This is a genomic window from Candidatus Auribacterota bacterium (assembly GCA_026392035.1).
Taxonomy (GTDB): domain Bacteria; phylum Auribacterota; class Tritonobacteria; order UBA1439; family UBA1439; genus JAPLCX01.
This window is the reverse complement of sequence record JAPLCX010000048.1, coordinates 1-12,993: the sequence shown is the minus strand read 5'-3', so window position 1 is coordinate 12,993 and position 12,993 is coordinate 1. Positions and strand designations below refer to the sequence as shown.

General features: G+C 54.9%; 10 protein-coding genes and 1 rRNA gene. All 11 read right to left on the bottom strand.

The features are described 5' to 3' along the window. Positions 1-995 (bottom strand): 16S ribosomal RNA (locus NTX71_04760); the annotation flags it as partial. A 404-nt stretch (positions 996-1,399) separates the two neighbouring features. Next, on the bottom strand, positions 1,400-2,560 hold the full coding sequence (gene tyrS, locus NTX71_04755; protein MCX6339213.1) for a tyrosine--tRNA ligase: 1,161 nt from the start codon (positions 2,558-2,560) through the stop codon (positions 1,400-1,402). 110 nt (positions 2,561-2,670) lie between these two features. Beyond that, positions 2,671-4,440, bottom strand: coding sequence for a 30S ribosomal protein S1 (locus NTX71_04750; protein ID MCX6339212.1), 1,770 nt, complete (start codon positions 4,438-4,440; stop codon positions 2,671-2,673). A gap of 145 nt (positions 4,441-4,585) precedes the next feature. Then, positions 4,586-5,452 (bottom strand): prephenate dehydrogenase/arogenate dehydrogenase family protein, encoded by an 867-nt coding sequence (locus NTX71_04745; protein ID MCX6339211.1) that lies wholly within the window; start codon positions 5,450-5,452, stop codon positions 4,586-4,588. A 106-nt stretch (positions 5,453-5,558) separates the two neighbouring features. Beyond that, positions 5,559-6,551, bottom strand: coding sequence for a 3-dehydroquinate synthase II (locus NTX71_04740; GenBank protein ID MCX6339210.1), 993 nt, complete (start codon positions 6,549-6,551; stop codon positions 5,559-5,561). 193 nt (positions 6,552-6,744) lie between these two features. Then, positions 6,745-7,539, bottom strand: coding sequence for a 2-amino-3,7-dideoxy-D-threo-hept-6-ulosonate synthase (locus NTX71_04735; GenBank protein MCX6339209.1), 795 nt, complete (start codon positions 7,537-7,539; stop codon positions 6,745-6,747). 89 nt (positions 7,540-7,628) lie between these two features. Then, complete coding sequence (gene aroF, locus NTX71_04730; GenBank protein MCX6339208.1) at positions 7,629-8,642, bottom strand: 3-deoxy-7-phosphoheptulonate synthase; 1,014 nt, start codon at positions 8,640-8,642, stop codon at positions 7,629-7,631. 83 nt (positions 8,643-8,725) lie between these two features. After that, positions 8,726-9,787: a prephenate dehydratase gene (gene pheA / locus NTX71_04725; GenBank protein MCX6339207.1), complete on the bottom strand. Its 1,062-nt coding sequence runs from the start codon at positions 9,785-9,787 to the stop codon at positions 8,726-8,728. A 110-nt stretch (positions 9,788-9,897) separates the two neighbouring features. Next, the gene (scpB, locus tag NTX71_04720; protein MCX6339206.1) at positions 9,898-10,503 is read right to left on the bottom strand and encodes an SMC-Scp complex subunit ScpB; all 606 of its coding nucleotides are present in this window, start codon (positions 10,501-10,503) and stop codon (positions 9,898-9,900) included. A 143-nt stretch (positions 10,504-10,646) separates the two neighbouring features. After that, entirely contained in the window at positions 10,647-11,624 is a 978-nt protein-coding gene (locus NTX71_04715) for a segregation/condensation protein A (protein MCX6339205.1), read from the bottom strand. Continuing rightward, a complete protein-coding gene (trpS, locus tag NTX71_04710) occupies positions 11,561-12,541 on the bottom strand; it encodes a tryptophan--tRNA ligase (GenBank protein MCX6339204.1) in 981 nt (326 codons plus the stop codon). Before trpS ends, NTX71_04715 begins: the two co-directional genes overlap by 64 nt. Positions 12,542-12,993: the final 452 nt, after the last annotated feature.

Genomic DNA, 12,993 nt, shown 5'->3' with positions numbered 1-12,993 from the left:
TGCATGTCAAGCCCCGGTAAGGTTCTTCGCGTTGCGTCGAATTAAGCCACATGCTCCACCGCTTGTGCGGGCCCCCGTCAATTCCTTTGAGTTTCAACCTTGCGGTCGTACTCCCCAGGCGGTGCACTTAATGCGTTAGCTTCGGCACTGAGCCTCGCGGCCCAACACCAGGTGCACATCGTTTATGGCCAGGACTACCGGGGTATCTAATCCCGTTCGCTCCCCTGGCTTTCGCATCTCAGCGTCAGTTTCGGGATAGAAAGCCGCCTACGCCACCGGTGTTCTTCTCGATATCTACGCATTTCACCGCTACACCGAGAATTCCGCTCTCTTCCCCCGAACTCAAGCCTTGCAGTTTCAAATGCCATTCCACTATTGAGGAGTGGGATTTCACACCCGACTTACAAAGCCGCCTACATGCCCTTTACGCCCAATGATTCCGAACAACGCTCGCTCCCTCCGTATTACCGCGGCTGCTGGCACGGAGTTAGCCGGAGCTTCCTCTGCCCGTACCGTCAATCTATCCCGCTAAACGGGACAGATCTTCTTCCGGACTGACAGGAGTTTACGACCCGAAGGCCTTCATCCTCCACGCGGCGTCGCTCCGTCAGGCTTTCGCCCATTGCGGAAGATTCTCGACTGCAGCCTCCCGTAGGAGTCTGGGCAGTGTCTCAGTCCCAATGTGACCGGCCACCCTCTCAGGCCGGCTACCCATCATCGCCTTGGTGGGCCATTACCCCGCCAACAAGCTAATAGGACGCGGGCTCATCCTCGAGTGGAACTCTTGCGAGATCCTTTGGCCATTCCCTCATGCGGGGGAATGGCGTTATCCGGTATTAGCCCCGCTTTCGCGAGGTTATCCCCGTCTCGGGGGCAAATTACCCACGTGTTACTCACCCTTTCGCCACTATCCCGATTGCTCGGGATCGTTCGACTTGCATGCCTAATCCACGCCGCCAGCGTTCGTTCTGAGCCAGGATCAAACTCTCCGTAGAGAGATTGTGACATCCCAGTCCACCCGGATCACTCCGGGCTCGCCGGGACTTGCTTGACGTTGGCTCAACTTCCGGCGCATTGCACTATCCAGTTTTCAAAGAACGGAACTACAGCCTGAAGCCAAAAGTTGAAAGTGCATAGTCTTATCGCACACTGACAAAAAAATGACATCCGAGGATGTCATATCCATCGAATTATCTAACCCCACACTATATTGTCCTAAGAGCTGTCGGACATTGATCCCTCTCCTACGCTCGGAGGGCTCTTCTCATTTTCACTATGATAGCACCTGACATAAAACTTGTCAACATCAATTTTCCTTTTAGAAGACTTTTTCTCTGCTTTTAGAGGTCATTGCATTAAGCTGTATTGCAATAAGTTATGACATTCTGACCAATATCGGCTACGCAACAACTATTCGGGAAAACTTTTTTTTCCCCACCTTTATGATCTGCGGCGGCTGTGTTGCAGTGAATTCGATTCTCGCGTGATCATCAGTAATTTTTACAGAATCGATACTGACAGCTCCCTGTTTGATCAGGCGACGTGCTTCGGACGTGCTCTCTGCGAGTTCACTTTCTTTGAGCAACTGCGGAAGCCAATAGGTGCCCTGTTTAATCTTATACACTCGCACCCAAGCGTCATCCTCGGGAATCCCTTTCCTCGCGTACGTCTGTTCGAAGTTTCTCTGCGCCGAGTCAGCTGCTTCCTCACCATGAAACCTCTTCACAAGTTCCCACGCCAGCTTCACCTTGATGGCTTTGGGATGATTCAATTCCTTCTGCAGCTTTTTATAATCGAAATCGGTCAGGAGTTCAAAATAACGTGGCATGAGATCGTCAGATAAGCTCATAATTTTTCCGAATATCTCAAACGGCGGCTCGGTGATCCCTATATGATTGCCGAGGCTCTTGCTCATTTTCTCGACCCCGTCGAGGCCTTCAAGGAGCGGCATGGTCATAATCACCTGAGGCTTCTGACCGTACGATTTCTGGAGCTCCCTCCCCAGCAGGAGGTTGAAAGTCTGATCCGTCCCTCCTATTTCTACATCAGCCTTGATATGGATCGAGTCAAATGCCTGTGCGAGGGGATAGAGGAACTCGTGCAGGGAGATCGGGACGCCGCCCGCGTAACGCTTCGCATAATCCTCCCGCTGCAGCAACTGCGCGACCGTCACCTCGGAGGAGAGCCGCACAATATCCTCAAAGGTCAGCCGGTCCAGCCACTCGCTGTTGAACACTACCGTAGTCTTTTTGGGGTCAAGTATCTTGAATACCTGTTTCGTATACGTCTCGGCGTTCCGCGCCACGTCTTCTCTTGAGAGCTGCCGTCTGGTTTTAGACCTGCCGCTCGGGTCTCCAATCCGCGCGGTAAAATCACCGATGATAAAGATGACCTCATGCCCGAGGTCCTGAAATATTTTGAGCTTGCTGAGGACGACTATATGCCCGAGGTGGATATCAGGGGCACTGGGATCAGCGCCCAGCTTAACCCTGAGAGACCTCTTCTCACGGAGTCGATCGCGCAGCTCTCCCTCCGTTTGGAGTGAAACTGCCGCTCTCATGATCAAGGAGATCTGTGTATCCTCAGTGTCGCACGTGCGCATAGTTCAGGTGGTGAATCGCAAGAATAGAACTGGGGAGTAGTCAGTGCTGTGCACTCACTCGATAGCGGTCAGGACTTTTCCCGATCAGCTTCCTCTTTACGAATACCCGAAAGGTCTATATCTTCTGCCAATACGGGATTATCTACTGAATCCTGGGGTTTCGCCGCATGCGTATCACCTCGAGCAACCGGGCTCTCTTCATGATCGCGGTGAGCGAGATAGTCCTTGATGCTCAGACCGATTTTGCGTTCATCGGGATCAATACGCAATATCTTTGCCGTAACCTGATCGCCCGTCTTGTAGCTCGCCTTGATATCCTCATCGGATTTCTTATCAATCTGAGATATGTGCACCAGCCCCTCGATGCCGTCCCCGAGCTCAACGAACAGACCAAAACCTGTAATATTGCTCACTTTCCCCGAGACGGTGTCCCCGACATGGTATCTCCTGTCAATATCGTCCCACGGGTTGGGGTGGAGCTGCTTGAGGCCGAGCGCGATCTTCTTATTCTCCTGGTCCACGGAGAGCACCTTCGCCTCCACCAGCTCTCCCCGTTTGATGAGCTCGGATGGGTGATTGAGCTTCCTCGTCCACGAGATGTCAGAGATATGGATGAGCCCCTCGATCCCGTCTTCGAGCTCGACGAACGCACCGTAGGGCACGATGTTGCGTATCTTCCCCTTGATAACCGTATCCACCGGATACTTTTCGCCCACGAGCATCCAGGGATTGGTTTCGATCTGCCTCATCCCGAGTGAAATTTTCTGCGCTTCCTTGTCGATGCTGAGGACCATTGCCTCCACCACATCACCGATGCCGAGAACCTCGGAGGGATGATTGATCTTGCGCGTCCATGAAAGCTCAGAGATGTGCACGAGCCCCTCAATCCCCTTCTCGAGCTCGATAAAAACCCCATACTGGACAATATTTACCACGCGGCCCTTCACCTTCGCGCCGACGGGATATCGCTCTTCTATGGTGTCCCATGGGTTGGGCGCCAGCTGTTTCAAGCCCAGCGAAATCCTCTCCCTCTCCTTATCGAAATCCAGCACTTGCACCTTGATCTTATCCCCAACCGCCAAAACTTCTGACGGATGGCTCACGCGGCCCCAGCTCATATCAGTGACGTGGAGGAGGCCATCAATACCGTTCAGGTCTATAAAGGCTCCAAAATCGGTAATGTTTTTTACCATTCCCGTCATTAGATCGCCCACTTTTATCGTGGCGAGGACTTTCTCTCTCTGTTTTTTCCGCTCTTCCTCCAGAAGCACTCGCCTCGAGAGAACAACATTCCGCCTCTCCGGATTGATTTTGATTACCTTGAACTCGAAATCCTTCCCGAGCAAGCTGTCCAGATTTTTCACATGCCGGAGGCCGATATGTGAGGCGGGCAAAAACGCTTCCAGGCCGATATCCACCATGAGCCCGCCCTTGACCTTCCTCATCACCTTACCCATGACAACCTTGCCCTCTTTGCACAGGCTCATGGTCTCTTCCCAGTGGCTCATCCTATCGGCCTTGAGCTTGGAGAGCACCACCACGCCATCCTGATCCTCCTTGGATTCCAGAAACACTTGAATCTTATCCCCCACTTTTATAGCCGCTTTATCCGGGAACTCGTTACTGGGGATAGCGCCTTCGGACTTGTACCCGATGTCAACCAGGACATGATCCTTCCCGACCGCAATAACCGTTCCCTCAACGACTTTCCCTACGTGGATATCCTTGAAGGATTCTTCGTAGAGCTTGCGCATCTCAGCGCGCTGCTCTTCTTTCCTCTGCCTCTCCTCTCTCCCCTTGTCCAGCAGAGAAGCGTCCAAGTGATCGTCCAACGTCATTACGCTCCTACCTCCTTCACAGGTATTTACTGCGAGTATATGCCGGGCAGGCAATTCCCCTGCCGTGTGGCATTGTGGCACTATAGCAACTCTTCTTCGGCGGGTCAATTTCAATTTGCGAGGCTAACTTCTAGGGAAGCGCTGGTTAGCACGCACCGATTTTTTTACGTAATCTATTCGCGCGAAGGAGAATATCTTTTAGCCGAGCCGCATCGCCTTTCTTGAGCGCCTTTTCCATCGAAGCCAACTCAGCTTGGTGGACCTTCAATGCACGAAGGATCTCGTCCCTGTTTGCGAGACAGATATCCACCCATATATCTGAAGGGCTCGACGCGATACGCGTGGCGTCCTTGAATCCGGTCCCCGCAAAAGGGAGAAATTTTTGCGCCCCACCCGGCATGCGGGTGAGATAGTTGACGAGTGTCGCTGCCAGTATGTGCGGGAGGTGACTGATTGCTGCGACAATTTTATCATGGTCATTCGGACTCGTGAGGCGCACGCTCGATCCGAGGCTCTCCCAGAGCTCGCGCACCTTCTTGAGCGCCGCTCTATCTGTCTCCCGTGTGGGGGTGAGAATACATGGGGTCCCTGCGAAAAGATCGTCCCGGGCCGCGCGCATCCCGCTCTGCTCTGAGCCCGCGATGGGGTGCGCCCCGACGAAACGCGCCCTGGGATGACATATCTTCTCCATCGAACTGACGATGCATCGCTTGCTGCTCCCCACATCGGTGATGATGCACCCCTCTGACAGGAACGGTCTGATTGTGATCGCAATCCGCTCCACGACGCCGAGCGGGGTCGCAATAATAATCAGATCCGCTTCTGAAACTGCCTCTGCACCATCCATCGTGGCAACATCCACCACGCCGAGTCGCTTCGCCTCCTTGATGGATTCCTTCCTGCGGACGAGGCCGTAGACCCGGCGGGCCAGACGCTTCTTCCTGACTGCCAGCCCGATCGAGCCTCCGATAAGGCCGAGGCCGACTATGCAAAGCTTGTTAACCAGAGGCATCGTAAATCCCAAATCCAAAATCCCAAATTCATGATTCCGCGCTTCAAGTCCCGTACCCCATCCCTCAAAAGCTCTGTTTTGGGATTTGGGATTTTGGATTTGGGATTTATTTTTCAGTTATCGTCTCTTCCACCTTCACCCCAAAATGCCGTCCCGCCTCTTCCAGGCATGCAAGAACCTCGCTCCCCTTCTCCAGTTCAACCACTGACACCGGCGTGCCGTCAGGCCTCACGAGGCGGATGGTCTCCGCGTTCTGGAGGATCAGCGAGACAGTCTTCCCGCCGGCCTCCGCCTCCACGAGCAGCATGGGGCGTTTCTCGATTTTTACCCGTCCGACTATCGCAGGGTGCGTGGCGCCTTCGTGCCTGACGATGAGCGCCTCGTCCCCTGTCTTCAATTCAGAGAGGTACTTCGTCTTCCCCCCCGCGAGCAGCGTGTAGGCATGGATTCCACCCGCGTTCACCCTGAATGGGCGTGGCGCGACATAGGGATTTTCCACGCTCTCCGCGTGTACGAGGAAGAGCGCGGCGCTTGAATTACCGACGAGCATCCCCTCACCCATGGTCATGCTGGTGCATGTATCGATGCACACGCGATCTCCCATTCCCAACTGCCTGACCTGCGTGACCCGCGCAGTACACAGCTTCACCCGCTCAGAGGACTGCGTGACTGCATCAATTGTTTTCCTTATTTCAGCGATGTCTCTGGTATCAAGCACCACGCCCGCAACGCCCTTCTCGAGTATCCGTAACGCCGTTCTGGCCTCTTCACAACTTCCCACTGCCGCAAACAACCCGCTCGTCTGCGCAACAAGGTTTTCCAGGGGGATGATTTTCCAATCCCGGCAGCGGACTACCACAGTTTTGTTTCTGCTCAGGCGCAGCGCATTCTCCTCGTCGGCCTTGCTGTTGATTTCCAGTTCAACCACATCTTCTCCCATTCTGAAGTCGCCGTCCGGGGCGACCGTTTTGATCTTCCCAAGTTTCCTGACGTGAGCGGTCTTCCCCTCCTCGACCACCACCGCATCGGCGCCGCTCTCAAGCGCCATGGTGACGATCGATGTATCCCACGGTATCGCCTTGACCCAGATCTTTTTCATAACAACCTTTACATTTTAACCACAGATATACACAGATACACACGGATGAACACAGATGTGAACTACGGTTTCTCGTTGATTGTTTTTCGTTTAGAACTTCGCATCCGGTATCTGCGTGAATCTGCGTGTATCCTGTTCCTGCTTTTTAAAAAGTTCCTTTATCTGTGCTCATCTGTGGTAAACGTTGCGCATTTTATTTCTTTAGAAATTCCAGCGCACGCTGCATATCCCACCTGTCGTGCGTCATCCTGCAAATGGCCTGGACCACCCTGATCGGGTCCGTGTGCTGGAATGCGTTCCTCCCTATGGAGACGCCTGCCGCTCCTGCCTTGAGCGCGCCATCCACCATCTGGAGCACGTCCCTGTCAGTCTCAACCTTCTCTCCCCCGGCGATCACCACCGGGACAGGACATCCCTCAACAACCTCCCTGAACGTTTCTGGGCTACCGGTGTAATTCACCTTCACGATATCGGCCCCGAGTTCTGCCCCGACCCGTGCGGCGTGCTTCACGTATTTCACATCGAACTGGTTCTTGATTTTTTCGCCCCGCGTATACATCATGGCGACAAGCGGCATGCCCCACCGACGGCATGCCTTCGAAACTTCACCGGCATCGCGTATCATGGCGGTATCCATAACGTCGCCGAGATTGAGGTGGATGCTCACCGCGTCCGCCCCCAGGAACAGCGCCTCCTCGACGGTGCACACCAGCACCTTTGTGTTCGGATACGGGCTCAGGGATGTGGATGCCGACAGGTGAATGATCAAGCCCACATCCTTCCCGCCGCCCCTGTGCCCCGCCTCCACCATCCCCTTGTGCAGGATAATGGCATTGGCTCCGCCGTCGACCACTTTGTCTATGGTGGCCTTGATGTCCGTGATGCCGGGGATCGGTCCCATGGTCATCCCATGATCCATCGGAACGATGACTGTCCGCCTGCTCTTCCTGTTGATTATCCGCTCCAACCGAATCGCCTTGCCAATCATGTTAACCTCCCAAAAGAAGTTGTAAGCCGTAAGCTATAAGCTGTAAGCAAATGCATTACATCTTATGGCTTAACGCTTACCGCTTATAGCTAGATTGCACGTCCCACCGCTGCCGCCACAGGTTTCAGCGCTGCGACCATCCTCGAGAACTCTTCAGGGGTAAGCGACTGCTCGCCGTCAGAGAGGGCCTCCTCAGGCCTCGGATGAACCTCTATCATAAGGCCGTCAGCCCCCGCGGCAACTGCCGCCATCGCCATCGGCTGGATCAATTCCCGTTTGCCCGTCGCGTGGCTCGGGTCCACAAATACCGGCAGGTGACTCAACCGTTTGACCAGAGGCACGGCGCTCAAATCAAGCGTATTGCGAGTCGCATCCTCAAAGGTGCGGATCCCTCGCTCGCAGAGGATGACGTTGAAATTGCCTTGCGACAGTATATACTCCGCCGACATGAGCAGCTCCTTCACCGTGGACATCATCCCCCTTTTCAGGAGGATCGGTTTCTTCGCCTGGCCTAACTCCTTGAGGAGGGTGAAGTTCTGCATGTTGCGCGCGCCGACCTGAATGATATCGGCATATTTCTCCACGAGCGGGATATCCCTGGTATCCATGCACTCCGTAATCACCGGCATCCCTGTCGCCTCGCTCACCTCCTTGAGATAGCGGAGGCCCTCCTCCCCGAGGCCCTGGAAACTGTACGGGGAAGTCCGCGGTTTGAACGCACCGCCGCGGATCATGCGCGCGCCAGCAGACTTGACGAGCTCAGCCGTTTGATAAAGCATATCGCGATTTTCCACCGCGCACGGCCCGGCGGCAATCTGGATCACGCGTCCCCCGATTCTCACGTTCCCGACCGCGATTACGCCGGACTCAGGCTTGAACTCGCGGCTCACGAGCTTGTAGGGCTTCAGCACCGGCATCATTTTTTCAACGCCCGGGAATGCCTCCAGCGGCGTGATGCGCACGATATCCTCCTCACCGATCACGCCGATAATCGTCCGCTCAACGCCCCTCGAAACCATTGTCTTGAGCCCGAGCGCGTGAACTTTCGCGATGAGACGGTCTGTTTGCTCCTGAGTAGCTCCTGGCTTCAGCACAATGATCATAGGAATGTTCGGCACCTGATTACTCTGATTAACCTGCTCTTTTAGAATAATCAGGTCAATCAGGTGTTACTCCAACTATGTCTTTACCGGGCTCGGGGATACGATCCCAGGTGTTCCACGAAAAGGCATTGCTTCTGAAGCTCTTTTAATGCCTTCACGACATTCCCGTCGTTGATGTGCCCGATGAAATCGATGAAGAAGTAATACTCCCATGCCTTCTTCTTTGACGGACGGGACTCGATCTTGGTCAGATTGATCCCGTGCTTCTTGAACGGATAGAGCATCCGGTACAGGGCCCCTACCCGGTCAGCTATGGATACTATGGTGGAGGTCTTATCATCGCCGCTCGGACCCGCAGAACTGGTTCCGATGACGAGAAACCGCGTCTCATTTCTGCCGCTGTCCTCGATGCCCCTCTCCAGCACCTTTACCCCGTAGATCTCCGCGGCAAGCTCGCTCGCGATCGCCGCCGCATGCTTCTCCTGCGCTGCCAGCTCTGCGGCACGCGCAGTCGAGGACACCTCGACGAGTTCAGCGGTGGGTATCGTGCTCCTCAGCCAGGTGCGGCATTGACCGAAAACCTCCGATTTTGAATACACCCTCCTGATCCTTGGCGCCGGACAGTTGGCGAGCAGGCAATGAGAGATATCGAGATAAATTTCCGCGCAGATCTTCACCCTCGAGTCAATGAACATATCGAGCGTGTGCGTGACTGCTCCCTCAATAGAATTCTCAATGGGGACGACTCCGTAATCCACGCTCCCCCGCTCGACGTTTGAAAAGATGTCGGTAATACCCTCCATGGCAGCGTACCTCACCGAGCTCCCAAACTTCCTGCGGGCGGCAACGTGTGTGAATGTCGCCTCTGGCCCCAGGTAGGCGATTACGAGCTTCTTCTCAAGCGCCATCGCCGCGGACATAATTTCCCGATAGATTGCACGGAGTGATTCGAGCGGCAGCGGCCCCCGGCTGATTTTGGACAGCCTTTTATAAACCGCCTTCTCTCTCTCCGGAGAATAGACCCCTCGCCGCGTCTCTCTCTTGATCTTCCCGATCTTTACGGCATATGAGGTCCGTTCATTGATGAGGTCAACCAGTTTGCGATCGATGCGGTCTATCTTATTTCTCAGATCGTCAATCTTCATCTCGCCCTCCACCTTTTATATATGCGAGACAGCAATCATATCATCCGCGCCGGCGAGTCGGTGAGCCGGCGATTGATTTGCCCCCCATTCGCCCAGTCGCCGTTTCGCAATTAGGCCAACGGCTTCTGCTCAACAACCGGGGGCGCCGGCTTAGGCGCAGCAACGGGTGCCTGCTCCGCCGCCGCTCGCTTCAGTTCCTCTATTTGAGGCAAATCCTTGAGATCCCTCAACCCGAAATGCTCAAGAAATTTCCTCGTCGTCACGTACAGGTGGGGCTTCCCGATCGCCTCCTTGCGGCCCCTCGTCTCTATAAGCTCCCTGTCAGCAAGGTTCTCAAGCACGCCATCGATATTGACGCCGCGGATCGCCTCGATTTCAGCTTTTGTAATCGGCTGGCGGTAGGCGACGATGGCGAGCGTCTCAAGCGCGGGCGCAGAAAGCCTCCTCCGTGCGGGCGCGGCGCGCAGCTTGCTTATCCACCCCGCGTACTCCGGGAGCGTCTGCAGTCGATACCCCCCCGCCATCTCGGTGATGGTGAAGCTCCGGCAACTGTTCAGATACTCATCCCGGAGCTCTTCGATCAATGCGCTGATTCTGCCTTCGGTCAACTGGCTGGTATCGTTGAGGGCTTCTCTGATCTCGGCAGGCTTCAGCGGCTCACTGCCCGCGAAGAGCAGTGCCTCGATTATTGATTTTACATTATCAGTAGTCACCATTTACTCCCGTGTATATTTATGCTCGAGGGCGCCGCAATGATGAGTGAGCAAGCCGGAGAACCGGCGAGACGGCGATCTAGCTGTCGCCGCTTCACACCCTCATTCCTTCAACATCACCGGCTCGCCCATTCGCCGATTCGCAGTCATGCGGCGCAAATCTCAATCTCCGCGAACGGGGATGGCTGGTGCGTCTGGATCTTTTTGAGCCTGATCAACTCCAGCAGCGCCAGGAATGTCACCACCACCTCCGCCCGGATGATGGCATCTTTAAAGAGCTCGCTGAACTTCAACACGGAGCGCATCTTGAGCAAATCCATGATCGCTGCGATTTTGTCAGTGACGGTGTAGATTTCCTCGGTGATCTCTCTGGGTTCACCCGTGACGCGTTTGAGCACGTCCGAGAACGCGCTTATCAGGTCAAAAATACTCACCTCAGTGAGCGGGCTGTCAGTGGGCTCGGGGAGAAACGTCCTGTCAATGTAGCGCGCGAATACAGCCTGCTGCCCGAGCTCCTTCTCGGACAGGTATACCGCAGTCTCTTTGAACCTCTTGTACTCCAGCAGCTGCTTGACGAGCTCCATCCGGGGATCTTCATCCTCGTCCACCTGCTCTTCCACGGGTCTTTCCTCCGGCGGGAGGAGCATCCGTGATTTGATGTGCAAAAGGGTTGCGGCCATCACGAGAAACTCGCTCGCGATATCAAGATCGAGCATCCGCATGAGGTCGAGATACTGGAGATACTGATCGGTGATTTTCATAATCGGGATATCGCAGATATCAACTTCATCTCTCCGTATCAGATAGAGGAGGAGATCCAGGGGTCCCTCAAAGATATCGAGCGCGACCTTGCAATCCCGCATGTTTGCAATGATGCGGTCATGGGCAGCCTTCTCGCTTTCAGCTCCGCCGCCCGGGCGAGGTGATCCACTGTGGAGGGGCATCTCAGCCACACCCGCTCCACCGCCCGCATCACCCTCGGCGCCATCTCCAGCCTCTCCAGCGCGAGTGGGTATGTCATCGCCGCCGGAGGCTGGGGAACCAGTGCGCCCCGCGCCGGTCAGCGCAGGAGCCCCATCTTCTCTTTCACTTCCCGTATCGTTGCCTGTGCGATCTTCCTGCATCTCTTCGCCCCTTCATCCAGTGTGCGGTAAATCGTGGCCTTGTTATGCATGAGCTGCTCATACCGTTCCCGGATCGGCGCGAGCTCGCTCGCGAGCGCTTCGGAAAGAATCTTTTTGCACTCAAGGCAACCGATCGCGGCGGTCCGGCATCCCTCAGCCCCGGCAGATAGCTGCTTTTCGCTTGAAAAGAGTTTGTGGAGGCTGTAGATATTGCATACCTCCGGATTCCCGCGGTCAGCGCGGCGCTTGCGGGAGGGATCGGTCACCGCTACCGAGAGCTTCTTCCATATCTGCTCCGGCGTCTCGGTGATGGCGATGTAGTTGTTCATCGTCTTGCTCATCTTTGCCTGGCCGTCGAGCCCGAGGATTCTCGCCCCCGCGCCGAGGTGGGTTGTGGGTTCGGGGAACGTCCTGCCATAGAGATTGTTGAACTTCCGAGCGATATCACGCGTGAGTTCCAGATGCTGCGCCTGATCCTCCCCCACGGGAACAAGCTCTGCCTTATAGATGAGGATATCCGCAGCCTGGAGCACGGGGTAATCGAGGAGCCCCATGTTGATGTTCTCGTGAAATTGCTCCGATTTATCTTTGAACTGAGTCATGCGCTCTAGGTATGCTATCGGGATGACCGTGTTGAAATACCACATGAGCTCAGTGTGTTCCGGCACGTCAGACTGCACGAAGATCGTGCACTTCTCCGGATCGACACCGCAGGAAATATAGCCTGCGGCAGTGTCGAAGATCCTCTCCTGCATCTCCTCTGGCTCATAGGGGACCGTGATTGCGTGCATATCGACAATACAGAAAATGCAGTCATAGTCGGCAATAAGTGAAACCCAGTTTCTGATCGCACCCAAGTAATTGCCGAGGTGCAGAATGCCGCTTGGCTGTATGCCACTGAACACGCGCTTCTTCATAGCTCTCCGGATTAAAGGGCACATTCTATCAACTCTCTCTGTTATTGTCAAATATGCGCCATCCTCGATCGCCGCTCCATATGCAATATGTGCGCGGTGACGTCTGCAGCTAGTGTCTTGTCACGGAAATTCCTAGCATATGTCTGTCATCGCGAGCGAAAACGAAGCAATCTCATCTCCTTGCATTGCAACAGATTGCTTCGTCACTTCGCTCCTCGCAATGATACGACTTTGTACAGCTATTTACGAGACAAGACACCAGGAGGGATGCACAAATGCTGTCATACCAAAATGATAATGTCCCCTATCTACCAAAGTAGAAATGTCCCCTATAATAGCCCCCGACAAGGGGGTGGAAATGAGAGAGGGGATACTGGAGATGAGCCGTAAGGAGCGGGACAGGTTGGGGGTGATGGGGCTGGTAAAAGGGTGCAAGATCAGGCTGAGGAAGG

Bases quoted from the DNA above. Each gene is read 5' to 3' on its own strand.
- tyrS (MCX6339213.1), bottom strand. From the start codon at position 2,560: ATGAGAGCGGCAGTTTCACTCCAAACGGAGGGAGAGCTGCGCGATCGA.
- NTX71_04750 (MCX6339212.1), bottom strand. From the start codon at position 4,440: ATGACGTTGGACGATCACTTGGACGCTTCTCTGCTGGACAAGGGGAGA.
- NTX71_04745 (MCX6339211.1), bottom strand. From the start codon at position 5,452: ATGCCTCTGGTTAACAAGCTTTGCATAGTCGGCCTCGGCCTTATCGGA.
- NTX71_04740 (MCX6339210.1), bottom strand. From the start codon at position 6,551: ATGAAAAAGATCTGGGTCAAGGCGATACCGTGGGATACATCGATCGTC.
- NTX71_04735 (MCX6339209.1), bottom strand. From the start codon at position 7,539: ATGATTGGCAAGGCGATTCGGTTGGAGCGGATAATCAACAGGAAGAGC.
- aroF (MCX6339208.1), bottom strand. From the start codon at position 8,642: ATGATCATTGTGCTGAAGCCAGGAGCTACTCAGGAGCAAACAGACCGT.
- pheA (MCX6339207.1), bottom strand. From the start codon at position 9,787: ATGAAGATTGACGATCTGAGAAATAAGATAGACCGCATCGATCGCAAA.
- scpB (MCX6339206.1), bottom strand. From the start codon at position 10,503: ATGGTGACTACTGATAATGTAAAATCAATAATCGAGGCACTGCTCTTC.
- NTX71_04715 (MCX6339205.1), bottom strand. From the start codon at position 11,624: ATGCAGGAAGATCGCACAGGCAACGATACGGGAAGTGAAAGAGAAGAT.
- trpS (MCX6339204.1), bottom strand. From the start codon at position 12,541: ATGAAGAAGCGCGTGTTCAGTGGCATACAGCCAAGCGGCATTCTGCAC.